This is a genomic window from Aminobacter sp. MSH1 (genome assembly GCF_003071665.1).
Classification (GTDB): domain Bacteria; phylum Pseudomonadota; class Alphaproteobacteria; order Rhizobiales; family Rhizobiaceae; genus Aminobacter; species Aminobacter niigataensis.
The window spans coordinates 2,876,212-2,900,177 of record NZ_CP026265.1 but is presented as its reverse complement, the minus strand read 5'-3'; the positions used below and the strand labels follow the sequence as shown (position 1 = coordinate 2,900,177).

Here is a 23,966-nt window from a genome sequence, read left to right as displayed (position 1 = left end):
GCCGCGCGCCAGACAGCCTCCATCATGCCCAACATCCGCATCATAGATTCGATCACTGCACCCGGCTCCATCAGCCGCGCGAACGAGGACAGCGCCGGCGGCAATGCTACATGCGCCTTCGTCATCGACGGCGCCACCGGCCTCGGCGGAGACAGCCTCGTCGGCCAGCACGGCTCCGACGCCGCCTGGCTGGCCCGGTTTGCCCAAAGCACGTTCGAAGAGCTGGCCCGCAACGGCCGCCCCATGACCGATGTCGTGCGCGAGCTCAATCAACGCGCTGCCAATGTCGTGCACGAGGCGGCCCCTGCGCTGCCGATCGAGCCATGGAACCTGCCGGTGGCAAGCTTCCAGATGGTCCGGATCGAAGGCGACGACATCGTCACCCACGGCCTGGGCGACTGCCGGCTGTTCCTGCTCGGCGCCGACGGCAGCACCTTCAGCACCAGCGCCATCAAGGGTGCCTCCGCCCAGGAGCGCGACGGCGCACGCACAGCCATCGCTCATGCGGGCGGATTTGCCACTCATCAGGCGTTGGCCGATGCGCCGGGCGTGCGTGAGGAGCTGCGGCGCCACCGCGCCGCCTACAACCGCCAAGGCGGCTCCGTCTGGACGCTCGGTATCGAGCCGTCTGCCGCCGAGCACCTTGTCACCGAAAGGCTCGAGCCCTCGCTGCCGGCCAGGGGTCTGCTCTGCAGCGACGGCTTCGCTGCTCTCGTCGACCAATATGGCCGCTACGACATTGCAGAATTTGTCGGCGCAGCAAACACTGCAGGCCTTGCTCCGCTGCTTGCAGAATTGCGCCACATCGAATTGACCGAAGACCCCGACGGCAAGCAGTTCCCCCGTTTCAAGGTCAGCGACGATGCGACTGCAGTTCTTTTCGAGATCGTTGCCTGACGGCGAGCACTACCGAACGATCGTTAGCTGTTCGGCCGCACGGGTGATCGCCGTGTAGAGCCAGCGCTGGCGCGTGTCCTTGAAGGCCCAGCTCTCGTCGAACAGCACGACATTGTTCCACTGCGAGCCCTGCGCCTTGTGCACCGTCAGCGCGTAGCCATAATCGAAGTCGTCGTAGCGTTTCTTGGTACCCCAGGGGATTTCTTCGTCCGGGCTCTCGAACACCTGCTTCAAAAGCTTGATCTTGGCCAAGCCGCGATCGGGATCGTCTTCCTCCGGCGACACTAGAAGATTGATGCCCGGCTTCACCGTTTCGCGCGACGAAGTCATCACCTTCCACAACGAACCGTTGAGCAGGCCCTTTGCCGGGTCGTTGCGCAGGCAAACCAGCTTGTCGCCAGCTTGCGGGTAGCCGGCTGTAAAACCCTTGAGCTCGCGCAGCCGCTGATTGTAGCGCTTCCGCGTCCGGTTAGTGCCGACAAGCACCTGGTCGGCGCCCAACACCAGATCCTGGTTCACGTCTTCCTTGCCGATCACCTGGGCAGTGCCGTAGTCGCCGCGCATGAACTCGCGGCCCTCGCGCACGTCGAGCGCCAGCCGGATGATCGGGTTGTCGCGCGCCTGGCGGTGGATTTCGGTCAACAGGAAGTCCGGCTCGTGCTCGGTGAAGAAGCCGCCGCCCGAAATCGGCGGCAGCTGCGCAGGGTCGCCCAGCACCAACACCGGGGTGCCGAACGTCAAAAGATCGCGGCCGAGCTGCTCGTCGACCATCGAGCATTCGTCGATCACCACGAGCTTGGCCTTGGCGATCGGACTTTGGCGATTGAGCGAGAAGGTCGGCGACATCGAGGTCTTGCCGGTTGCCTCGTCGGCAATCGCCTCCTCGCCCTTCGGCCGGTAGATCAGCGAATGGATGGTGCGCGCGTTGGTCGCGCCCTTCGAGCGCAGCACCTGGGCCGCCTTGCCGGTGAAGGCAGCGAACTGCACCTGGCCATCGACATGCTCGGCGAAATAACGCGCCAGGGTCGTCTTGCCGGTGCCGGCATAGCCGAACAGCCGGAAAACCTGCGGCTTTCCCGATTTGAGCCAGCGCGCCACGGCCTGCAGCGCATCGTCTTGCTGAGGAGAGAATTCCATGGGTTTGACTGACAGGATTCGGCGGCGAAGGGCAAGGGATTTGCCGGTTCAGTCGAGTCCGTTCGGGGAAAATCAACTGGCCTGCAACGCCCGGCCTGCCGCACACCCCATCAGATCAAGATTGCGATAAATGGTCTCTGGAACCCTAAAGAAAGCTGTGTCCAGATAGCTCCAGATGAATACATCGCCATCCTTGCGATAGACTGCATGAACATCGAACTGAAATTCCTCTCCAGCGATTGCAACCGAAGAAGAGAAAAATCGACTGTCGAAGCAGTCGGCATTCGCGGCATCGACGGCGGCGCTCATCAACTGGCTTGTTCTCACCTCCGCCGATAGGACGAAGAAAAAAAGAAAAGCGAAATTCGCCACCAGCAATTTCCAGGACAGCGATTCCAAAGGCTCCGCCCGATGCACAAGAATTCCTGCAACAACCGCGCAAGAGAGGCCAGCCAGAAATGGCAGCCAAACGAAGCCCCAGTATTTGAAGTAATATCCCGGCAGCAGAAAAAGTAACGGCGGGAACGCAAAACCACCAAGAAACTGGAAGTTCCAGAGCGAGGCTGCGGCCCAAAAAAACCAAACGGTGGCAACAGCTCCAAAAAATCTACCCAATACCTGCCCCAGATGAACGCAATGCAGACCGCTGAATATTCCAAAACTATGATAGCATCTTACCGAAAAATCGCCGAATACAAGGAGGGATTGCGGCGAGCCTATTAAATTCAGGTATCCGGCAGCAAGCTCAGCGTTTTGCCGGATCGTTCTCCAGCAGGATCGGCTGGCCATGCGGCGTGGCGTGCGCGGCACGTTCCCAGGCCGCGGCAACCGCATCGACCTCGTCGCGCCGGGCGAGCCCCTTCTCGGCCGTCAGGCACTCCAGGGCGGCCAGCCAACGCGCGTAGTAGTCGCTGCCATCAGCGGCGGCACCGGGCTTTTTAACCTCCGCCGAAAGCCGTTCGGCCCATTCCGCCCAGGTGAATAGGCCGCGCTCATGCAACGCCACCACCATTGCGAAAGCCTCGGCCTGCCACGGCTCGGCAAAGACCGGTGCATCGAGCCCCTCGGTCCCAACCGCTAGCCGCACCTCATGCTGGTTCAAGATAGCTCTCCCAGGCGTCTATGCTGACCTCAAGCGTCGGATCAGTCCCCTCGCCCCACAATTCGCTTGCCGTGAACAGCACTGTATAGAGCCATTGCGGGTTCTCGCCGCGGCCATGCGCGTTGGTATCGGGAAAGACAAAACCTTCGCGCACCGCGTCGATCACCCCCTCCTTGCCGCGGGCATAACGCGGCAGGCGGGTATGGCCGGTGGGGTGAAAGTTCCTGGTCCGCACGCGTTGCCCGACCGCAAACCGCACCGGTACGGCGACCGGTCGATCGCAAGGCCCGCCTTTCGCCAAAACGGCCGGTACATTCTCCGCTTTCAGCACCCGCTTGGGTGTCGCTGCCGGATCGACGGCATCACTCGCCGCGAGGTCGTTGGCTGTCACGAAGTTGTGCCGTTTGACCAGTTGTTCCAGCGCCTTGATCCAGATTTCGTAATAGCTCGACGCATAATAATCGGCTGGATGCAGGCATTCCCGCGCATGCCGGCTTTCGTCGATGTTCCAGGCACCCATGGCGCCTGCCGTCAGCGTCACGCCCAGCGCCCGCTTTTCCCATTCGGAATGGAAATAGGGTTCGTCCTTTTCGGGCGCCACCGGGCCAAAACCCATCTGCCCGCCGAGATCGTGGGGGCCGTTCATGCCGCCTCCCGCGCGACGCCGGTGCCGATCATCGAATCCCGCGTCACCAGGTCGGCCAGCCGCTCTTCGCTCCAGCCTTCGGTGCCCGCCGGCCGCTGCGGCACGACGAGATAGCGCAGCTCGGCGGTCGAATCCCAGACGCGGATCTTCTTGTCCTTGGGCAGCGAAAGTCCGAATTCTTCCAGCACGCCGCGCGGATCGATGACCGCTCTGCTGCGATATGGCGGCGCCTTGTACCAGACCGGCGGCAGGCCAAGCACCGACCAAGGGTAGCAGGAGCACAGCGTGCAGACGACGAGATTGTGGGTCTCGTCGGTGTTGAACACCGCCTGCATGTGCTCGCCCTGGCGGCCGGTGAAGCCGAGCGAGGCGATCGCCGCGGTCGCGTCGCGCTTCAACCATTCGGTGAAGTCCGGTTCGCTCCAGGCCTTCGCCACCACGGCGGCACCGTTGCGTGGTCCCACCTTGGTCTCGTAGGTATCGACGATGACGTCGATCGCCGCCGGATCGATCAGCCCCTTGCGGGTCAGGATCGTCTCCAGCGCCCGGACCCGTGCCGTCATCGGGTCGAGTTCGTTGTCGTGATGGTGATCGTGCGACATGGCGAAAATCTAGGCCCGCCCGCTTCGCCGTGCAAGCCGCCAGCCTTGGGCCAGGACGGATTTGCGCCACAGCCCACGCGCCCGCTATCGTTGCTCAATGCGGGTTCTGATTCTGGGCGGTAACGGCTTTGTCGGTGCGGCGGTGGCAAGGTCGCTTGCGGCCCGCGGATTTTCCATCGTTGCCCTGGCGCGCGACACAAAGGTCGCTTCCCGCCGATATCCCGATTTCGGCTGGGTCCAGGCCGATATCGCCAGCCTGTCGCGGCCCGAGGACTGGCGCTTTCTTCTGTCCGGCATCGACGCCGTGGTCAATTGCGCCGGTGCACTCCAGGATGGTCCGCGCGACAATGTCGCCGCCCTGCAATATGTCGCGATGAAAGCGCTTTATCAGGCCGCCGCCCCCTCGCTACGCATGTTCGTCCAGATATCGGCGCGCACCGATGGTGTTGCATCCGAAAACCCATTCCTCGCAAGCAAGCGTCAGGCCGATGCGGCGCTTGAGGCATCCGGCCTGCCCTTCGTCATCCTCCGCCCGGCGGTGATCGTCGGCCGCACGGCCTATGGCGGTTCCGCACTGCTGCGCGCCCTGGCCGCGTTTCCACTCGTAACACCGCTGGTCCTTGGCCAAAGCCCGATGCAGTTCGTCTCGCTCGACGACGTCGCCGAGACGGTGTTCGACGCTCTGTCCGGCAATATCCCGATCGGCAGCGACCTCGATCTCGCCGCACCGCAAACCCTGTCGCTCGCCGATGCCGTTGCCATCCACCGCAGGTGGCTTGGCCTGACGCCAGCGCGCACGCTCGACTTGCCAGGCGTCTTTGCCCGCCTCACCGCCCACGCCGCCGATATGCTCGGCCGGCTCGGCTGGCGATCGCCGCTGCGCTCGACGGCACTTGAAGTCGCAGCCGGCGGTGTGATCGGCCATGCCGTTGATCTCGGCCGGCGCTTCGGCTCGCTCGACGAGACGCTGTCCGCAAATCCCGCCGGCGTTCAAGATTTCTGGTTCGCCCGGCTCTACCTGCTCAAGCCGCTGACGTTCGCTGCGCTTTGCCTGTTTTGGCTGCTATCGGGCATTGTGGCGCTGCTGCGCTTCGACGCGTCGTCGGCGCATTTGGTGTCAGCCGGTGCGCCAGCCGCGATCGCTCCCGCCATCACGCTTGTAACCAGCCTGGCCGACATCGCCCTCGGGCTCGGCGTTGCCTATCGTCGATACGCCGGATTGGCGTTGAAAGGCATGATTGCCCTGTCCCTAGCCTATCTCGCGACAGCAACCGTTCTTTCCCCACATCTCTGGACGGATCCGCTCGGCCCGTTGGTCAAGGTGCTGCCGTCGATCGTACTTGCGCTGGTCGCGCTTGCGATCCTGGACGAGCGTTGAGCCATGGAAGAATTGCTGCGCCTCGTCCACGTCCTTGGAGCCGCAGTGTTGTTCGGCACAGGGGCCGGCATCGCCTTCTTCATGGTGATGGCCCATCGCACCCGCGACGCTGCGACAATTGCCCATGTCGCCGGAATGGTCGTCATCGCCGACACCGTCTTCACGGCGACCGCTGTCGTCCTCCAGCCGATCACGGGCGCCTTGCTGGCGCATGAAGCCGGCTGGTCGTTGAGTGAAAGCTGGATTGTGCTGTCGCTCGCGCTCTATGTGCTGACCGGCCTGTTCTGGCTGCCGGTCGTGTTCATTCAGATCGAGCTACGCAATCTCGCTCGTTCGTCCGCCACCACGGGCGGGGCGTTGCCGGCGCGCTATCTCCGCCTCTATCGCGTCTGGTTCGCCTGCGGGTTCCCCGCCTTTTTCAGCGTCATCGCCATCTTCTGGCTGATGCTGACGAGGCCGGCGATCGAATTTTTCTGATCACTTCAGCATCGGCCACAACGTCGCCGCCAGCAGCAATCCCATGGCGATGTTGAACCATTTCAGCCGCACCGGATCGGCAAGGAAGCCGCGCAACACCATACCAAATCCGGCCCAGCTCGAAACGCTCGGCAGGTTGACCAAGGCGAAGGCTCCGGAGATCAACAGAACCGACAGGAATGGCGATTCCGGGCTAGTGTAGACGGCCATGGCAGTCACCGCCATCACCCACGCCTTGGGATTGACCCACTGGAATGCCGCCGCCTCGAGAAACGTCATCGGCCGCGCTTTGGCCTCGCCGTCCTTGCCGAGCGAGCGCGACATGCCGATGCGCCATGCGAGATAGAGCAGATAAGCGCCGCCGGCGATCTTCAGGCCGCCATGCAGCATCGGAAAGGCCGACAGCACGGCCCCGAGGCCGAAGCCGACGCCGAGAAGTAGCGTCAGGAAACCGATGCCTATGCCCAGCATGTGCGGAATGGTGCGCACGAAGCCGAAATTCACGCCCGAGGCCAGCAGCATGAAATTGTTCGGCCCCGGCGTGATCGAGGTCACGAAGGCATAGACGAGCAGTGCCAGGAATGCGTCGTACGACATTCGTTTTCCCTCTTTTTAAGTCAGTATTATTGACCTTATTTGTCGTTTCAAAAAAATCCAGATCGGCTTGATGACTGGGCCAGCGCTCGTGCGTTGCGTCCTGACGGACTCGGGTCCGGAAAATTCAAAGGCCGCCGGTGTAGCGCACCGGCGGCCTCTGTTTTTGGCTTCGCGCCTGCGGCAGTTACATCCCCTGCCGGCCACGGTTCATCGCGGCCACGCCGGTGCGGCAGACCTCGACCAGGCCGAGCGGCTTCATGATGGCGATGAACTGCTCGATCTTCGACACCTTGCCGGTCAGCTCGAAGATGAAATGTTCGGTGTTGGCGTCGATCACCTTGGCACGGAAGGCGTCGGCCAGGCGCAGGGCCTCGACACGGGCGTCGCCGGTGCCGGAAACCTTGACCAGCGCCAGTTCGCGCTCCAGCGCGCCGCCGGTGCCCAGTTCCTGCGCCATGACGGTCAGGTCGACGACGCGATGCACCGGCACGATGCGTTCGAGCTGGTGCTTGATCTGCTCGAGCACATGCGGCGTGCCGCGCGTCACGATGGTGATGCGCGACAAATGCTTCTCGTGCTCCGTCTCCGAGACGGTCAGGCTCTCGATGTTGTAGCCGCGGCCGGAAAACAGGCCGATGACACGGGCAAGCACGCCCGGTTCGTTGTCGACCAGCACCGATAGCGTGTGGTTTTCCGGCTTCTCGGTTTCCTTGGCGATGAAATAGGCCGAACCGGTGGGCTGTAGCTGTGCGTTCATAAGATGATTCTCGATCTCAGGCGGTTGCGCCAACTCGTTGATTGTGCGGCCTTCCCCGGAAGGCCGCACGCGATCCGTCACACCAGTTCGCGGCCCTTGGCATCGATGGCGTTGGCCACGGCCTCGTCGGTCGCCTCGTCGGGCAGCAGCATCTCGTTATGCGCCTTGCCCGATGGGATCATCGGGAAGCAATTGGCGAGAGTGGCCACGCGGCAGTCGAAGATCACCGGCTTCTTCACCGAAATCATCTCCTTGATCGCATCGTCCAGTTCGTCCGGCTTGTCGCAGCGGATGCCGTGGCCGCCATAGGCTTCCGCCAGCTTGACGAAGTCGGGCATCGCCTCGGTGTAGGAATGCGACAGCCGGTTGCCGTGCAGCAACTGCTGCCACTGGCGCACCATGCCCATGTAGGAGTTGTTGAGGATGAAGACCTTGATCGGTGCATTGTACTGGAGCGCCGCGCTCATCTCCTGGATGCACATCTGGACCGAGGCGTCGCCGGCGATGTCGATGACAAGCGATTCCGGATGCGCGATCTGCACGCCAAGTGCTGCCGGCAGGCCGTAGCCCATCGTGCCCAGGCCGCCGGAGGTCATCCAGCGGTTCGGCTTCTCGAAGCCGTAATGCTGGGCCGCCCACATCTGGTGCTGGCCGACCTCGGTCGTGATGTAGGTGTCGAGGTGCTTGGTCAGCTCATACAGCCGCTGGATCGCGTATTGCGGCATGATCACGTCGCTGTTGGGCTTGTAAGCGTAGCTGTCGCGCGCGCGCCACTTGGCGATCTGCTCCCACCACGGATACAGCGTCTTCTTGTCCGCCTTGGCGGTCGCCCGCCACAGCCGGACCATGTCTTCCAGCACGCGGCCGACATCGCCCAGGATCGGCACGTCGGCACGCACGGTCTTGTTGATCGACGACGGGTCGATGTCGATGTGGATCTTCTTCGAGTTCGGCGAGAACGCGTTGAGGCGACCGGTGATACGGTCGTCGAAGCGGGCGCCGACACAGATCATCACGTCGCAGTCGTGCATCGCCATATTGGCTTCGTAGCTGCCGTGCATGCCCAGCATGCCGAGCCAGTTCTTGCCCGATGCGGGGTACGCACCGAGGCCCATCAGCGTCGAGGTGATAGGGAAGCCGGTGAGGTCGACCAGTTCGCGCAGCAGATGGCTCGCCTCGGGGCCGGAGTTCACCACGCCGCCGCCGGAATAGATGATCGGCCGCTTGGCATCCGCCATCAGCGCGACGGCTTCCTTGATCTTTTCCAGGTCGCCCTGGACCTTGGGCTGATAGGAGGTGCGCGGTGCGGTCTGCGGCGGCGTGTAGATGCCCTTGGCGAACTGCACGTCCTTCGGAATGTCGACCACGACCGGGCCTGGACGGCCGGTGGTGGCGACATGGAAGGCCTCGTGCAGGATGCCGGCCAGATCGTTGACGTCTTTCACCAGCCAGTTGTGCTTGGTGCACGGCCGGGTGATGCCGACGGTGTCGCACTCCTGGAAGGCGTCGGAGCCTATCAGCGAGGTCGGAACCTGGCCGGTGATGCACACCAGCGGGATCGAATCCATCAAGGCGTCCTGCAGCGGCGTCACCGCATTGGTGGCGCCGGGACCCGAGGTCACAAGCATCACGCCGGCCTTGCCGGTCGAGCGCGCATAGCCCTCGGCGGCGTGGCCCGCGCCCTGCTCGTGGCGCACGAGGATGTGCTGGACATCGTCCTGCTGGAACAGTTCGTCATAGATCGGAAGGACGGCGCCGCCGGGATAGCCGAAGAGGTGCTGGACGCCGTTGTCCTTCAGCGCCTGCACCACCATCTCGGCGCCGGTCATTTCGCGTCGTCCGCTGTCACTATGTCCGCTCATCGGTCCGTCCCGTCTTCCTTTTCGCCGTTCTCGGCGGTTGCTGCTCGTTTAGTCCTGTTTCGGGCAATAAAAAAGGCCCCCGAGGGAGCCTTCACATTTGCGCATGGGGGATTTCGCCCGGCGGTTACACCGCCTTGCCCATGCGCAATCCTACTACGAGAATGAGTGTCGTATTCATGGCGCGGACGTTAATGCGCAGGAAGGCGAACTGTCAACCTGACCCGCGCAAATTTTCCGCAACGTCAGTTTGCCCGCACAACGTTCGAATTGGAGCGTTCCGGTTAACCCGGGCTACACCATCCGCCATCACCCGGCCTTAACCGCGCTGCGCTAACCTTGCCGCTTGGGGAATAAGGGACGTGGCATCAATGTACACCGAACGTCAGGCCGCGGGTGGCGAAACCACCTCGCAGGAAAGGCGCGACCCGAAGCAGGACGACGCCCGCATCCTCGGCAACGTCGTGCAGTGCGACGGTGCTCGCGCGGTCATCAGCGCCTATGCCGAGACCGGCAGCGCAAGCATGGTCGGCCTCTGGACGGTCGGGCGCATGATCTGCATCAATCTCGGCGAGACCCGGACGATCGGGCTGGTCTATTCCATCGCCAAGTCGGACCGTTCCTGGAGCAGCGAAGGCGACAACCCCATCGAGGTCAATGTCGAGTTGATCGGAGAAGTGCGTGATGTGGGCGCGGACAAGAAGCCGGTCTTCGACCGCGGCATCACCGCCTATCCCTATATCGGTGCCATCGCCCACCGCATCCGCAGTCGCGACCTTCAGGCCGTCTACGACCTCGCCGGCCGACACACCGTGACCATCGGGCAATTGTCGCAGGACGACAGCATCGACGCCTGCATCGCGATCGATGAAACGCTGGCCCGCCACTTCGCCGTCGTCGGCACCACCGGCGTCGGCAAGTCGACCGCCGTCTCGCTCTTGTTGCGCAAGGCCATTGTCGCGCGGCCCGACCTGCGCGTGCTGATCATGGACCCGCACAACGAGTTCGCAGGCTCGCTGCCCGAATATTGCGTCAAGGTCGACAGCAACACGCTCGACCTGCCGTTCTGGCTGTTCCGGCTCGAGGAATTCGCCGAGGTGCTGTTTCGCGGGCGCGAGACCGACGCCGATGAAATCGACGTGCTGCGCGACCTCATTCCTGTGGCCAAGAACCTCTATCGCAGCCCGCACGGCGGCGCGTTCCTGCGTCGCGGCGTCGATGCGCTGACCGCCGACACACCGGTACCCTACCGCATGGCCGATCTCATCAAGCAGATCGACGAGCGCATGGGCCTGCTCGAATCCAAGAACGAACGGCCGATCCTGAAATCGCTCAGGACGCGCATCGAATCCGCGCTCGCCGACCCGCGCTACCGCTTCATGTTCCATTCCAGGCTGATCGAAGACACCATCCACGAAACGATCGGCAACATCTTCCGTGTCCCCACCCATGGACGCCCGGTCACCTGCTTCGAAATGGCAGGCATGCCTTCGGAGGTGGTCAATTCGGTTTGTTCGGTGCTGGCCCGCCTCGCCTTCGACCTCGCTTTGTGGAGCGAAGGGCGGCTCAAGTTGCTGCTGCTGTGCGAGGAAGCCCACCGCTACATGCCCGCCGACCACCGCCTCGGCTTCGCCCCGACCCGCCACGCGCTGTCGCGCATCGCCAAGGAAGGCCGCAAATATGGCTGCTATCTTGGCGTCGTGACCCAGCGCCCGGGCGAACTCGACCCGACGATCCTGTCGCAGTGCTCAACCGTATTCGCCATGCGGCTCGCCAACGAGCAGGACCAGGCGATCATCCGCTCGGCGATTGCCGATTCGTCGGCCTCCAGCCTCTCTTTCCTGTCCTCGATGGGCCAGCGCGAGGCCATCGCCTTCGGCGAAGGCGTCGCCACGACCATGCGGCTGAAATTCGAAAAACTCTCGCCCGAACTCATCCCAGGCACCGGCAAGCGGGCGGCGGAGGCCCCTTCCGGCAGCGGTGACGACGTCGATCTGGTCGCCGTGGTCGAACGTCTGCGCAACGTGCCCAAGCCGCAAGCCGCAGCATTGGGTTTCACCGAAGTTGTCGACAGCCAGCGCCAGGCTGGCGACACCGATTACCAAAAGCCTCCGGCCAAGCAGCAGCCCGACGACGATTTCGACACCCGCTTCGGCTTGCGTCCGTCGACGTTTGGCGGACGCCCGCCGAACAGCTGAGATCCTCGGAAGCCTGCGCCCCACTCGATGGCAGCAGGCCAAGCCGGGCCTGGAACCTCAGATCCCCGAGCCGTCCAGTTGCTCCTCGTCCTCGCCCTCCCAGGGCGTTGGCATCTCCGGCGAATTCTTGCTCAGATTGGCTTTCGGCAGGGGCATCCAGCACTTCAGTTCCGGGTCGGCATAGCCGATCACGCACCCGGGATAGGAGTCGGCAGCGCGCCAGCCTTCGATGCCGAATGCGTCGGGCCTTGCCCAATAGGCGACATCGACCTCCGCCGGCCCCTGTTCCGACGAACGTACCGTCACCAGGACCCGGCTGCCGTCCTTTGGCGCGCTCGCCATGTTTCGCCACCGGTCGGGTTCGTCCATCGCATTCCTCCTCTGCACACAGGCACCCGCAGCCTTCACGGCAACGGACAAGCCAGTGTTGCTGCGTTGAAGAAGGACGTCCAGTGGCAAGTTCAAGACACACTGGGTTTCGAACTGTGCTCGGGAACAACCCTCAAGTCATTCCAGGATCACGCGGGTGCAGGATCGCCGAAAAGCGCGGATCATCGCGAATGACATCGAAGTCGGCATCGTTCCGGAGCATGTCTATCGTGTTCTGAGGGACGTCCCGGGCGGCCTTTTTGAGGTGTTGCAGCGCTCCTTCCACGTCCCCCAGATGGGCGTAGAGGGCCGCCGCGTTGACATTTGCAATGAAGTCATCCGGATCGATCGCCAGCGCACGGGCCAACCAGGCACGCGCCTTCTCCTTGTCGCCGAGATAGCCAAGCGCGACGGCACCGCGATGCAGCGGCGCAGCGTTCTCGGGGTGAATGCCGGACGCGCGCTCCGAGCGTTCGACACAAATTCTCGCCCAATCCAGCCTTTCCGGATCGTTTCTGGCAAGAAAGGCGGCGATCATCATCGGCGAGAGATAGTCGTCTGGTCGCAAGCGCGAGGCTTGCTTGAACATCGAGATCATCTTCGCCCGGTCGTTCAGGAAGCGCGCCATCGTCGAGGCAAAGAAGAAATTTGCCTCGTACGAATTGGGATCGATGGCGAGAGCCTTCTGGTATGAAACGCCGGCCTCCTCGTATCTTTCATTGCAGAACAGGGCAAAGCCGCGTGCGACATGAGCTTCCGGCAGGGTGGGATCGAGATGCAGTGCCTTGTCTGCGATAGCCAGGATCTCATCCGGCGCGCTGTCCTTCCCATGCCAGTCGCGCAGGTAGCAGTCGCAGATCACCATGCCGGCATAGGCACGTGCATAGCCGGGATCGAGCTCAACCGCCTTGCCAAACAGGCGCCGGGCCAGGACGAGATATGACTTGGTCAATTCCAGCGCCAGCTGCCGGCCTTGCAGTTCGTAGTGATAAGCTTCGATGTTGCCGGTTCGAGCCTGCTGGATGGCATGCTTCTCCTCGGGTAGCAGTTCGAGTTCCAGGTGCTTGACGACAGCTTCGGTGATCTCGTCCTGGATTGCGAAAATGTCCGCAAGGTCCCGGTCGAACCGCTCGGCCCAAAACAACTCTCCTGTTGCGCCTTCCAGCAATCGAGTGGAAACACGGACGCGTTGTCCCGACAGGCGCACGCTGCCCTCCAGGAGATACTGAACACGGAGTTCGCGGGCGATGTCGTTTCCACGGACAGCGCGTCCCTTGAGGGCGAAACTGTAGTTTTTCGAGACGACCAGCAGCCTCCGGCTCTTCGTCAGCGCTGTTGTGATGTCTTCGGCAATACCGTCGGAAAACCATTCCTGGTCAGCTTCTGCGGTTTCAAATGGGAGAACGGCAATCGATGGCCTGTCGGCCGTGGATTGCAGTTTCCGCGGCGGAGGCCGGTCGGAACCCTCGTCATAAGATCGCAAACGTTGCTCGTCGAGGATGTAGCCGCGCCGCGGTACTGTCCGGATGAAACCTGCCGCCCGGGGGCCGAGGGCAACCCGAATGTCTTTCAGGCACTGGCTAAGCGAGTCGTCCGAAACCACGACATCCGGCCACACAGCCTCGATCAATTCATGCTTGTCGATCACCCGGCCAGGATTCCTGACCAGATAAGTAAGCAAGGCCAGCGATTTCGGGCGCAACGTGACGTCGCCGGCTCCATTCCGCAATCTGCCTTGCTTGAGATCCAGCGTGTGACCTGCGAACTCGAAAACTGACATGGGCTGTTTGCTTTGCTCATCGCGGCACTGGCGATCATGCCCAACAATGGCCAGCATTTCTACTGGCGACGCCGCCGGCACTTCATGCGGGAACTGCCACTAAATTGTGTGCGCCAGAGATCCCGTTCGGTCTCATTCGATTGCGATTTACTTCAGAAACTGTTTGTCCCCGTCGGCCGCCGCAGGGGAATGCAGAGGGGTAGAGTATTCGAAGTCGAAGGGGAGTGACGTTTCGAGGCCATCAATCCACCGCCCTCTCTGTGCAAAACGCCTGATGCCGATATCTTCCAATTGTCCTTCGCCGAGATCGTCCAGCGCTGTCTCTCTCCGCACCTCGGCGATCATGGCGCCCAGCCATGCGATAAGCGAAAGCCCCCTGTTGCCGGCGTGATCCACACCAGGGTTTCGCGTCGGCGATTTAACGTAGGAAATGCCCACGACTTGCTCCTCTTTGCAACTTGGCAACTGTCGGGAGCATTGCGTCGTACAGACGGTAAGTCAGGAACCTCGGACGAAATTGCAGTGAAATTGCGTTGAGAAAGGATGCGCATTCGGCCACGGCAATCGCTCAGCTGCCACCACATGGTGCCGATGCGACCGAACGTAAATCGGGCACTGTCCGGCCACTCGACACCGTTCGGACTTAGCACGGACCGGAGCGCCCGCGCTGCGATACGCCTCCGGTAAGTTCAGGCGCAGACGCGGTTGCGGCCTTGCCGCTTTGCCTCGTAGAGCTGCTTGTCGGCGCGGCGGTAGAATTCCTCGGCGGTCTCTGCCTTGTCCCACAGGGCCAGGCCGACGCTGGACGTCACGTTGAGCTGGGCACCGCCTGTCTCGATGGCAAGCGAAGCGATCGCCTTGCGCATGCGCTCGGCAACCCGCTGCAATAGCTCGAGATCCATGTTGGGCGCGACGATGGCGAATTCCTCGCCGCCGAGCCGTGCCACCACGTCGTGGTAGCGCGTCATGCTCTGCAGGCACTTGGCGACGGACCGCAGCACCTCGTCGCCGGCGTCGTGGCCGTAGGTGTCGTTGACCTGCTTGAAATGGTCGAGGTCGAGGATCATCAGCCCGACCGGCTTGTCGATGCGGCCGAACTCGCCGAGATATTCCCTGAGCGCGTCGTCGAAATAGCGCCTGTTCTGCATGCCGGTGAGACCGTCGGTCAGGGCCGCCTGCTCCAGATTGCGCGAGCGCGCGCTCAGCGAAGCCGTCATCTCGCGCAGCTTGCCGCCTTCCTTCACCTGGGTCCGTATCTGGGGAAAGATGAAGAACAGCCCATAGACCAGTGTCCCGGCCAAAAGCACGGCGATTGCCAAAAGCAATTTCTGGAGAATTTCGATGCTCTCGACGCGCCCGGGCATGTACAGCGCGTCGGCCGGCCCCTCGACAAGTGTCCAGGCATAGAAGGTCGCCAGCGCTGCGGTCAAAATCAGCGCGATGAAAACGAAAAACGCGGTTTCAGCCTTGTGAAAGCGCATGGCTACCCTGATTGATCCCCAAGGCCTTATGCCATGCCGCAACTTACGGAGGGTTAATCCGCCCAGCGCAAATGGCTATGTCGCTGTGGTTTCGTTCTTTTCGCCGGTCTCGCCGCCGATCCTTTGCCATTCCGGTCCGAACTGGTTGCGGAACCATGTCGACTGCCTCTTGGCATATTGCCGCGTCGCGATCTTGGCCCGTTCTATGGCCTCTTCGAAGCTTGTTTCACCGGCGATCGCGGCTGCCAGTTCGCGCAGGCCGATCGCCTTCATCGCCGGCAGCTCAGGCGCGAGCCTCATCGCAGTGACCGCCTTCACCTCTTCCAGCGCACCAAGCTCGAGCATCTTGTCGAACCGCAGGTCGATACGCTTGACCAGCAGTTCGCGCTCCGGCTCGATGACGAGGAAGCGTGCGCTGGCGAGGTCGATCATCGGATGGCCGCGATCGGCCTGCCATTTCAGGATCGAACGTCCCGAAGCTTCGAGCACTTCCAGCGCACGCACGATGCGCTGGCCGTCGCTGGCCTTGAGCTTCATCGCAACCTCGCTGTCGACCCGCATCAGCAACCGGTGCAGTCTCGGCGCGCCTTCCTCGTTGAGCCGCCAGCGCCAGCGGTCGCGGATTTCCGTCGGAATTTCGGGCATCTCCGAGATGCCCTCGGCCAAGGCCCGGAAATAGAGCCCAGTCCCGCCGACGAAGATCGGCGGCCTGTCGGCGAACAGGCCGCTGTCTGCCAGCACCGCCACGTCGCGCAGCCAAGTACCGGTGGAATAGGCCGTCGCCGGCGACACGTGGCCATAGAGGAAATGCCGCGCGCGGCGGAGGTCTTCGGCGCCCGGCCGGGCCGTCAGCACGCTGAGCACGTCGTAGACCTGCATCGAATCGGCATTGACGATCACGCCGCCGTCGCGCTCGGCAAGCTTAACCGCCAGCGCCGACTTGCCGCTGGCGGTCGGCCCGGCTATCAGGGTCGCGTTCTTGATGCGCCCCTCGCCTATATCGGAATTTTCGATGCCGCTCGTCGCCACGCTGATTTCCCATCCGGACCGCGCTCTGCTGCTGCCGTCCCTTGCCGATAAGGCCTCTCGCGCCCTTGGTGCAAGCGCCATTGTGTGGCTCGACGCCAACATCGCCTGCGACATCGCCTTGCCATCTGGGCTTTCGGTCGAAAACGCGAATGCAACGCTTGCTGCCGTCCTCGCCAGCGACGCCATCGATTTCGCCGTCCAGGACAACGCGACGCGTAGGAAAAAGATCCTCATCGCCGACATGGATTCGACCATGATCGACCAGGAGTGCATCGACGAACTCGCCGACGAGATCGGCGTCAAGGATCGCGTCGCCGACATCACCGCGCGCTCGATGAATGGCGAAATCGCCTTCGAGCCGGCCTTGCGCGAACGCGTCGCACTGCTCGCCGGCCTCGACGCTTCGGTCATCGACCGCATCATCGACACCCGCCTCACCCTCGCCTCGGGTGGCAAGGCGCTCGTCGCCACCATGAAGGCGCACGGCGCCTACACCGCACTTGTCTCCGGCGGCTTCGACGTCTTCACCTCCCGCATCGCGGCCAAGCTCGGCTTCGACGAAGACCGCGCCAATCACCTGATCGAAGCCGACGGTCGCCTCACCGGCAAGGTTTCCGAGCCTATCCTCGGCCGCGCCGCCAAGGCCGACGCGCTGAACGAGATTTCCGCGCGCCTCAGCCTCACCGTGGACGATGCCATCGCCGTCGGCGACGGCGCCAACGACCTCGACATGATCCGCCTGGCAGGCAGCGGCGTCGCTCTCCACGCCAAGCCGTCCGTCGCCGCGGAGGCCAGGATCCGCATCGACCATTCCGACCTCACCGCCCTGCTCTATCTCCAGGGCTACAGCCGCAGCGACTTCGCCTGATGGAACCGCTCCGCACCCAGCGCCTGATCCTGCGCAACTGGGAAGATCGCGACCGCGAGTTGTTTCACCGCATAAACGCCGATGAAACGGTGATGGAATTTTTCCCGATGCGCCGCAATAGGGCCGAGAGCGACGAGTTGCTCGATCGCCTGGCCGCCGGCATCGACCGCGACGGATTCGGCTTTGCCGCCACCGAGATTGCCGACACCGGCGAATGCATCGGCTTCGTCGGCATCGTACGCACGGACCTCGAGCCCTTCATTCCCAAAGGCACCATGGAAATCGGCTGGCGCCTCGCACCGGAATATTGGGGCAAGGGCTACGTCACTGAAGCCGCCGAGGCCTGGCTCGCTTTTGCCTTCGACGTGGTTGGCGACGACGAGGTCGTTTCCTTTGCCGTGTGGAACAATCTTCGCTCCACAGCCGTCATGCAGCGGCTCGGCATGCGCCACGACCCGTCCGGCGATTTCGACCACCCGCGCGTTCCCGACACGCACCCGGAACTGAAGCGGCACCTGCTCTACAGGCTGTCCCGCAGCCAGTGGCAGGAACGGAAAAAGGCGGCCAACTAGCCGCCTTTTTCAATCTTCTTGTGCCCATCCGGATATTCGTCGCCCTCATCTGCCGGCGCATTGGGCACTTTATCCAGTATCGCGGAGAAGTCGTCGGCCGAGGCCTCGCCTGCACGACGGCGGAGGAAATCAGCCGCCGTCTCGACAACGCCAACTTTCTGCGCCACTGCAGATGCTATCCATTGATTGAGTGATACACCGTCAGCCTTTGCCAGACGTGTAGCCGCTTCTTTCACCGACAGCGGCAGCTTGAGTGGGTAGGTTGCCTTGCTCATCGCCTTAATCCTTGGAGCAATTCTGCTGGTCTGATTACCTTCAGTTCGAAACGCTCCGAGACTTTTTGAAAATCCCTGACGTTGTGTGTCACGAGGGCTTCCGCACGGGCGTTCACGGCGGCCTCAAGCACCATCTCGTCTTTTGGATCCGACAGTTGCGGCCGCCAGCGAAAATGGACTTCAACCGCTTCAGCCAAACCAGCAAGACCTGCCAGGAAGCGATCGATCTCCGCGTTCGACAAGCCATGCGCCGTACGATGTTCCGGCCGACGCAACACGGCCTCGTATTCCAAGAACAATGCCGTCGTCACCAGCGGGCGGAGGTGCATCTCAGCGACATGTCCAAGGACCGCAAAAGATGCGCCATTCCGGCTGCGCAAGCCAGCAGCGAGTACGTTGGTATCCAGTACGACACGCATCCGGAGAAAACATAGCACATCCCATAGGATGTCGCCAGTTACTCCGACAAAGCCGGATTCCCGGCCTCAATCCATGCGGATCGTCACGAACCTCAGCTCACCGGTCTTGGAAGCCAGCATCAGCAGCGCGTTCTTGCGGCCCTGTTCCTTCAGCGCGGAGATGCGGTCCATCACCTCCTTCGGCGTCGATACCGATTCCTGGGCGATCTCAGTGATCACCTCGCCGGCGGCGATGCCACGCTCGGAAGCTGCCGAATCCTTGGCAACCGCCGTCACCACCACGCCCGACACATCGGCCGCGATGCCGAATTTGGCGCGCGTGTCGTCGTTGAGCTCGCCGATGGTCATGCCGAGCATGCTCGCTGTTGCGACTTCGGCCCCTTTTTCAGCGCCCTCTTCCGGCTTGGCAGCTTCGCCTTCGGCCAGTTTCTCGCCGTCCTCGAGCCTTCCGAGCGTTACCTTCACCGTCTGCTCGACGCCCTTGCGCACGATCACCACATCGACCGCCTTGCCCACCGGGCTCTCGGCAACAACGCGCGGCAGATCGCGCATTTCGACGACATCCTTGCCGTCGAACTTGATGACCACGTCGCCCGGCTGGATGATGCCGTTGTCGACAGGCCCGCCCTTGATGATGCCGGCCACCAGCGCGCCCTTGGCAGTTGCCATGCCCAGGCTCTCGGCGATGTCGTCGGTCACCGGCTGGATGCGGACGCCTAGCCAGCCGCGACGGGTTTCGCCGAACTGCGTCAGTTGCTCGACCACGCCGGTTGCTATCTCGGCCGGTATGGAGAAGCCGATGCCGATCGAGCCGCCCGACGGCGAAATGATCGCCGTATTGATGCCGATGACCTCGCCTTCCATGTTGAACAGCGGTCCGCCCGAGTTGCCGCGGTTGATTGCGGCGTCGGTCTGGATGAAGTCGTCATAGGGGCCGGAATTGATGTCGCGGTTGCGCGCCGAGATGATGCCCACCGTCACCGTGCCGCCGAGGCCGAACGGATTGCCGATCGCCATCACCCAGTCGCCGATCCGCATCTTGTTGGAATCGCCGAACTTCACCGCCGTCAGCTTCTTGGCCTTGGGATCGATCTTGAGCACGGCGATGTCGGTCTTGGTGTCGGTTCCGACCAGTTCGGCCTTCAGCTTCGAGCCGTCGGAGAAATTCACCTCGATCTCGTCGGCGTCGGCAATGACGTGGTTGTTGGTCACCACGATGCCTTGTTCGGCATCGACGACAAAACCCGAACCCAGCGACTGCACCTTCTGCGAGCCGCCATTGTTCTGGCCTTCGCGGTCCTTGAAGAAGTCGTCGAAGAAGTCCTGGAACGGCGATCCCTCGGGCAATTGCGGCATCGGGACGGCGTTCTCGCCTTCCCCGCCTTTCACCGTCTGCGAGGTCGAGATGTTGACCACCGCGCCCAGCAGGCCTTCGGCAAGATTGGCGACCGATTCCGGCCCTTGCGCGAAAGCAGGTGTCACGAAGGACGGAGCGACGCTCGCACCGATCATCAGCGCCGTCGTGGCGGCCAGAGAGGCCTTTCGCATGGCGCGCAAAAGGGGCGTGGAAATCATCAGGGAAGCCTCCCGAGGCTGTCAGAGCATTGATCGCGGCGGGCCGTCCGAACGCGAAGCGTCATGATGAAAACAAATAAGGCCTGTTTGCGGCCATTGCTACCGGTACGGAATAAATCGTCCGTTATCCCCGGATGAGCCAGACGACGCCCACGCCGATGACGATGGCGGCAAGACCGACTGTCCTGAGCACCGCATCGGGCATTTCGGTCACCTCTGCGGCCAACTTCTTGGCCGCAGAAGGAAAGCCGCCATAGACCAGGCCCTCGAAAACGAGGACCAGGCCCATGGCGACGATAAAGTCCCGCACTGCTTAGTTGCTGGCGGCGGGAGCAGCAGCGCCGGCGGCTGGCGCCGGCGTTGCCTTGTTGCTGTCGGGGCTGCGGAAATAGCGGAAGAACTCCGATTCCGGCGACAACACCATTGTCGTGCCGTCGGCATTCAGCGCGGTACCATAGGCGCTCATCGACCGGTAGAAGTCGAAGAACTCAGGATCGCGGTTGAAGGCGTTGGCGAACACCGCGGAGCGCTGAGCTTCGCCTTCACCGCGCAGGATTTCCGATTCCTTCTGCGCTTCGGCGACGGTCTCGACCACTTCGCGGTCGGCACGGGCGCGGATGCGCTGTGCTGCTTCGCGGCCGCGTGCCCTCAGCCTTTCGGCCTCGGCCAAACGCTCGGCCTTCATCCGGTCGAAGGTCTGCTGCGACACTTCCTGGGTGAGATCGGTGCGGCGAATGCGAACATCCTGGATCTCGAGGCCCAGCGACGTCGCGTCGGGCTGCAGCTGGTCGCGAACCTCGCGCATCATTGCCGCGCGCTCTTCCGAGAGCGCCGCTTCGAAGCCACGCACGCCGTAGACGCGGCGCAGGGCCGCGTCGAAGCGGGTGCGCAGGCGCTGTTCGGCCAGTTCCACGCTACCCGAAACGGTCGAGCGGAACTTGCGGGCATCGTTGATGCGATAGGCGATGAAGGCGTCGACGTCATAGAACTTGCCGCCCGAGACCTGGACGCGGATGTCGTCGAGGTCCAGACGCAGCACGCGGTCCTCGATGACCTGCACGTTGTCAGCCTCGAACATCGAGAACGGCGCCTTGAAATAGATGCCGGGCTCGGTCTTGACGTCGACGATCTCGCCGAAGCGCAGCACGATGACTTGCTGGCGCTCGTTGACCACGAAGATCGACGACCAGATCAGGAACAGGATGATCGCGGCGAAGACGCCGATGATGGGAAGACGATTGGACATCAGTTGCCTCCCGCCGCCGGAGCGCGCTTCTGCAGTTCAGGCAACGGCAGATAGGGCACCACGCCCTGTCCATTGCCTTGCTCGACGATCACCTTGCCGGATCCTTGAAGCACCTTTTCCATCGTTTCGAGATAGAGGCGCTTGCGGGTCACGTCTGGCGCCTTGGCATATTCGTCATAGACAGAGATGAAGCGCTGCGCCTCACCCTCGGCTTCCTGCACGACACGGTTCTTGTAGGCAGCGGCGTCTTCGCGGATCTGGGCCGCCTCGCCTCGCGCCTGGCCGAGCTTCTGGTTGGAATACTGGTTGGATTCCTCGACGAAGCGGTCTTCGTCCTGTTCGGCACGCTGCACCTCGTCGAATGCGTCGGCCACTTCGCGCGGCGGTGCTGCATCCTCGATCGAGATCGCGTTGACGGCCAGACCTGCACCGTACTGGTCGAGCGTATCCTGGATGATGTCGCGCACGCCTGTGGCAATGCCCTGGCGGTCGTCGCGGAAGATGTCCTGTGCCGGACGCCGACCGACCACTTCGCGCATCGCGCTTTCGGCGATCTGGCGAACCATCACGTCGGGTTCGGAAACCTTGAACAGATAGGCTTGCGGGTCGGATACCTGGTAGGCGACGGAGAATTTCACGTCGACGATGTTCTGGTCGCCCGAAAGCATCAGGCCGGATGACGTGCTGCCGCGCACTTCGCCGATATTGACCAGCTTTTCAGCCGTGTTGACCTTCTCGACGGTTTCGACAGGCCACCAATGGAAATGCAGACCTGGCTGCGACAGCTCCTGCTTCGGCTTGCCGAAGCGCAGTTCGACTGCCAGTTCGTCAGGCTGCACGGTGTAGATCGCCTGGAACGCCCAGAGCGCCAGTAAGCCAGCACCGAGCAGGCCAAGCACCATGGCGCTCGAACCGCCGCCGCCCGGAAGCGCGCGTTTCAGCTTGTCCTGGCCCCGGCGAATGATGTCTTCGAGATCAGGAGGCGAGCCCTGTGGCCCACTAGGCCGCGGTCCCTGCCCCCAGGGGCCACCGCCGCCGCCGCTGCCGCCGCCGCCCCATGGGCCGCCGCCGCCTCCATTTTGATTGTTCCAGGGCATGAAAGTCCTTTCACTAGGTATTATTGGCGGCCGCGCCTGAAACGGCCGAAGATTTCCTACCACCATCTATAGGCATGCGATCAAGCGCTTTCAACGAAATGGCCCGTAAGCGCTTCTGATTTCACTACATATGTATGAAACCACCGTCTCAATGCACCCCGCGACGCCTCTCGTAAACTGTATAGCGTGTCGCATGGCTGTCTTTTTCGCCGGCGGGCAAGTCTTCGGAGCGAACAGCCAACCAGAGGGCCGGATCGATCGTCGGGAAGCGCGTGTCGCCGTCAGGGCTCGCCAGAACATGCGTGACATGCAGCCGGTCGGCCAGTGGCAGCGCCTGGCGATAGATCTCGCCACCGCCGATCACGCAGATTTCGCTGACGCCTGGCGTGCAACGGCCCTTGGCCGTGGCGAGCGTAATGGCGTCTTCGACCGATTGTACCGTTTCGGCACCGTCGACCCGGTAGGCCGGATCGCGGCTTACGACGATGTTAAGCCGGCCCGGCAGAGGCTTGCCGATGCTCTCATAGGTCTTCCGGCCCATGATGATCGGCTTGCCCATCGTGTCGGCCTTGAAGCGCTTAAGGTCGCTCGACAGCTTCCACGGCAGGCCGTTGTCGCGCCCGATCACCCCGTTTTCGGCAATCGCCACAAAAATCGCTACGTCCATCAGCCGCCGCTCCCTTGCCTGCGGCCTCAGCCATGGCACGTTCGAACCCGCGTCAGGGCGATTTTCGCCGCTCCGCCTCAATATGGAAGGCGGTTCGCCATGACGGGCAAACTGTATGTCGCCCTCCGGCCGTAGTCCAGATTCAGCCAAGGTTGTCCGCACCTTGATTGTGCAAATACCAGGCCGTCAGCGTGCGTAGACGGCCGATGCTACTACGAGTAGAGGTATCCCACGCCGCGTATCGTCTTGATCACTTCCGGCTTTGAGGGATCGTTCTCGATCTTCTTTCGCAACCGGGAAATCCGGATGTCGATGCTGCGGTCGAAGGGATCCCAGCCGCGATCGTGGGCAAGCTCCAGCAGCTGGTCGCGATTGAGCGTCTTGCCGCGATTGTCGGCAAACACTTTCAGCAGCCGGAATTCCATCGGCGTGATGGCGATGTCGAGACCGTCGGGGTCGAAAAGCTTGTGCGTCTCCAGGTCGAGCCGGCAATTGCCGAACCTGACGACATGCGGGCCGAGATGATCGCCTTGTCCAATGACTTGGTCATGCCCGGACGTGCGGCGCAGCACAGCCTTGACCCGGGCAAGCAACTCCCTGAGGTCGACGGGCTTGGCGATGTAGTCGTCGGCGCCGATCTCCAGGCCGACCACCCGGTCGATGATCTCGGCGGAGCCGGTCAGCATGATGATGGCGACCTTCGAATGCTCCCGCATGTAGCGCGCCAGTGACAGGCCATCCTCGCCCGGCATCCGGATATCGAGAATGACAACATCGACGGGCTGGGTGTCGACGATCTCGCGCAGGGCCGGGCCGGCATCGGCAGTCGTGACGGCGTAGCCGTTCCGTTCCAGATACTCCGCGACCGTGTCGCGTAGATCCGGCTCGTCGTCGCAGACAACGATATGCGGGTTAGCGGTCAACGCTTCCTCACCTTT

The 23,966-nt window shown here is 62.7% G+C and carries 27 protein-coding genes; 6 read left to right on the top strand and 21 right to left on the bottom strand.

The window, feature by feature from the left end; translation table 11 throughout:
• Positions 1–24: 24 nt before the first annotated feature.
• Entirely contained in the window at positions 25–897 is an 873-nt protein-coding gene (locus CO731_RS14320) for a hypothetical protein (RefSeq protein WP_108607692.1), read from the top strand.
• A 9-nt stretch (positions 898–906) separates the two neighbouring features.
• Here CO731_RS14320 and CO731_RS14315 read toward each other — a convergent pair whose 3' ends face one another.
• From CO731_RS14315 to nthA, 5 genes are all read right to left on the bottom strand, one after another.
• On the bottom strand, positions 907–2,034 hold the full coding sequence (locus CO731_RS14315) for an ATP-dependent RecD-like DNA helicase (RefSeq protein WP_108607691.1): 1,128 nt from the start codon (positions 2,032–2,034) through the stop codon (positions 907–909).
• A 72-nt stretch (positions 2,035–2,106) separates the two neighbouring features.
• The gene (locus tag CO731_RS14310; protein ID WP_159091643.1) at positions 2,107–2,823 is read right to left on the bottom strand and encodes a hypothetical protein; all 717 of its coding nucleotides are present in this window, start codon (positions 2,821–2,823) and stop codon (positions 2,107–2,109) included.
• Positions 2,780–3,136, bottom strand: a complete 357-nt coding sequence (locus CO731_RS14305) for a nitrile hydratase accessory protein (RefSeq protein ID WP_199914466.1) — start codon at positions 3,134–3,136, stop codon at positions 2,780–2,782. Before CO731_RS14305 ends, CO731_RS14310 begins: the two co-directional genes overlap by 44 nt.
• A complete protein-coding gene (gene nthB, locus CO731_RS14300) occupies positions 3,123–3,782 on the bottom strand; it encodes a nitrile hydratase subunit beta (RefSeq protein ID WP_108607688.1) in 660 nt (219 codons plus the stop codon). The genes CO731_RS14305 and nthB overlap by 14 nt, the downstream gene beginning before the upstream one ends.
• A complete protein-coding gene (gene nthA, locus CO731_RS14295; RefSeq protein WP_108607687.1) occupies positions 3,779–4,384 on the bottom strand; it encodes a nitrile hydratase subunit alpha in 606 nt (201 codons plus the stop codon). The genes nthB and nthA overlap by 4 nt, the downstream gene beginning before the upstream one ends.
• 97 nt (positions 4,385–4,481) lie before the next feature.
• Between nthA and CO731_RS14290 the strand changes: the two genes are divergently transcribed.
• A complete protein-coding gene (locus tag CO731_RS14290; protein ID WP_108607686.1) occupies positions 4,482–5,762 on the top strand; it encodes an SDR family oxidoreductase in 1,281 nt (426 codons plus the stop codon).
• 3 nt (positions 5,763–5,765) lie between these two features.
• Entirely contained in the window at positions 5,766–6,239 is a 474-nt protein-coding gene (locus CO731_RS14285; protein WP_108607685.1) for a DUF2269 domain-containing protein, read from the top strand.
• Here CO731_RS14285 and CO731_RS14280 read toward each other — a convergent pair whose 3' ends face one another.
• The 3 genes from CO731_RS14280 to CO731_RS14270 form a co-directional block, all read right to left on the bottom strand.
• Entirely contained in the window at positions 6,240–6,836 is a 597-nt protein-coding gene (locus CO731_RS14280) for a LysE family translocator (protein WP_108607684.1), read from the bottom strand.
• A gap of 184 nt (positions 6,837–7,020) precedes the next feature.
• Positions 7,021–7,593, bottom strand: a complete 573-nt coding sequence (ilvN, locus tag CO731_RS14275; RefSeq protein WP_108609840.1) for an acetolactate synthase small subunit — start codon at positions 7,591–7,593, stop codon at positions 7,021–7,023.
• A 77-nt stretch (positions 7,594–7,670) separates the two neighbouring features.
• Positions 7,671–9,455, bottom strand: coding sequence for an acetolactate synthase 3 large subunit (locus CO731_RS14270; RefSeq protein WP_256371618.1), 1,785 nt, complete (start codon positions 9,453–9,455; stop codon positions 7,671–7,673).
• 368 nt (positions 9,456–9,823) lie between these two features.
• On the opposite strand from CO731_RS14270, the gene CO731_RS14265 reads away from it, so the two are divergent.
• Positions 9,824–11,650, top strand: a complete 1,827-nt coding sequence (locus CO731_RS14265; protein ID WP_108607682.1) for an ATP-binding protein — start codon at positions 9,824–9,826, stop codon at positions 11,648–11,650.
• Positions 11,651–11,707: 57 nt separating this feature from the next.
• On the opposite strand, the gene CO731_RS14260 is transcribed toward CO731_RS14265, so the two are convergent.
• The 5 genes from CO731_RS14260 to miaA all read right to left on the bottom strand — a co-directional run bounded on the left by CO731_RS14260 (position 11,708) and on the right by miaA (position 16,309).
• Positions 11,708–12,019 carry a hypothetical protein gene (locus CO731_RS14260; protein WP_108607681.1) on the bottom strand — a complete coding sequence of 104 codons (312 nt, stop codon included), beginning with the start codon at positions 12,017–12,019 and terminating at the stop codon, positions 11,708–11,710.
• Between the two features lie 133 nt (positions 12,020–12,152).
• Positions 12,153–13,856 carry a tetratricopeptide repeat protein gene (locus tag CO731_RS14255; RefSeq protein WP_108607680.1) on the bottom strand — a complete coding sequence of 568 codons (1,704 nt, stop codon included), beginning with the start codon at positions 13,854–13,856 and terminating at the stop codon, positions 12,153–12,155.
• Between the two features lie 90 nt (positions 13,857–13,946).
• Positions 13,947–14,237 (bottom strand): hypothetical protein, encoded by a 291-nt coding sequence (locus CO731_RS14250; RefSeq protein WP_159091642.1) that lies wholly within the window; start codon positions 14,235–14,237, stop codon positions 13,947–13,949.
• A 251-nt stretch (positions 14,238–14,488) separates the two neighbouring features.
• Positions 14,489–15,280: a GGDEF domain-containing protein gene (locus CO731_RS14245; RefSeq protein WP_108607678.1), complete on the bottom strand. Its 792-nt coding sequence runs from the start codon at positions 15,278–15,280 to the stop codon at positions 14,489–14,491.
• Between the two features lie 75 nt (positions 15,281–15,355).
• Complete coding sequence (gene miaA / locus CO731_RS14240) at positions 15,356–16,309, bottom strand: tRNA (adenosine(37)-N6)-dimethylallyltransferase MiaA (protein ID WP_245439348.1); 954 nt, start codon at positions 16,307–16,309, stop codon at positions 15,356–15,358.
• Here miaA and serB point away from each other — a divergent pair.
• Both serB and CO731_RS14230 read left to right on the top strand, forming a co-directional pair.
• Entirely contained in the window at positions 16,293–17,177 is an 885-nt protein-coding gene (serB, locus tag CO731_RS14235) for a phosphoserine phosphatase SerB (RefSeq protein ID WP_108609838.1), read from the top strand. The genes miaA and serB overlap by 17 nt on opposite strands.
• On the top strand, positions 17,177–17,749 hold the full coding sequence (locus CO731_RS14230; RefSeq protein ID WP_108607677.1) for a GNAT family N-acetyltransferase: 573 nt from the start codon (positions 17,177–17,179) through the stop codon (positions 17,747–17,749). Before serB ends, CO731_RS14230 begins: the two co-directional genes overlap by 1 nt.
• Here the strand turns inward: CO731_RS14230 and CO731_RS14225 are convergent.
• From CO731_RS14225 to CO731_RS14190, 8 genes are all read right to left on the bottom strand, one after another.
• Positions 17,746–18,024: a pilus assembly protein HicB gene (locus CO731_RS14225; protein ID WP_108607676.1), complete on the bottom strand. Its 279-nt coding sequence runs from the start codon at positions 18,022–18,024 to the stop codon at positions 17,746–17,748. The genes CO731_RS14230 and CO731_RS14225 overlap by 4 nt on opposite strands.
• The gene (locus CO731_RS14220) at positions 18,021–18,443 is read right to left on the bottom strand and encodes a putative toxin-antitoxin system toxin component, PIN family (RefSeq protein WP_108607675.1); all 423 of its coding nucleotides are present in this window, start codon (positions 18,441–18,443) and stop codon (positions 18,021–18,023) included. Before CO731_RS14220 ends, CO731_RS14225 begins: the two co-directional genes overlap by 4 nt.
• Positions 18,444–18,509: 66 nt before the next feature.
• Complete coding sequence (locus CO731_RS14215; protein WP_108607674.1) at positions 18,510–20,018, bottom strand: DegQ family serine endoprotease; 1,509 nt, start codon at positions 20,016–20,018, stop codon at positions 18,510–18,512.
• A 124-nt stretch (positions 20,019–20,142) separates the two neighbouring features.
• The gene (locus CO731_RS14210) at positions 20,143–20,328 is read right to left on the bottom strand and encodes a DUF2065 domain-containing protein (RefSeq protein WP_108607673.1); all 186 of its coding nucleotides are present in this window, start codon (positions 20,326–20,328) and stop codon (positions 20,143–20,145) included.
• 3 nt (positions 20,329–20,331) lie between these two features.
• Positions 20,332–21,264: a protease modulator HflC gene (locus tag CO731_RS14205; protein ID WP_108607672.1), complete on the bottom strand. Its 933-nt coding sequence runs from the start codon at positions 21,262–21,264 to the stop codon at positions 20,332–20,334.
• Positions 21,264–22,361: an FtsH protease activity modulator HflK gene (gene hflK, locus CO731_RS14200; RefSeq protein ID WP_108607671.1), complete on the bottom strand. Its 1,098-nt coding sequence runs from the start codon at positions 22,359–22,361 to the stop codon at positions 21,264–21,266. Before hflK ends, CO731_RS14205 begins: the two co-directional genes overlap by 1 nt.
• Positions 22,362–22,509: 148 nt before the next feature.
• Positions 22,510–23,028 carry a dihydrofolate reductase gene (locus CO731_RS14195; RefSeq protein WP_108607670.1) on the bottom strand — a complete coding sequence of 173 codons (519 nt, stop codon included), beginning with the start codon at positions 23,026–23,028 and terminating at the stop codon, positions 22,510–22,512.
• A gap of 212 nt (positions 23,029–23,240) precedes the next feature.
• Positions 23,241–23,951, bottom strand: coding sequence for a response regulator transcription factor (locus tag CO731_RS14190; RefSeq protein WP_108609837.1), 711 nt, complete (start codon positions 23,949–23,951; stop codon positions 23,241–23,243).
• Positions 23,952–23,966 lie beyond the last annotated feature (15 nt).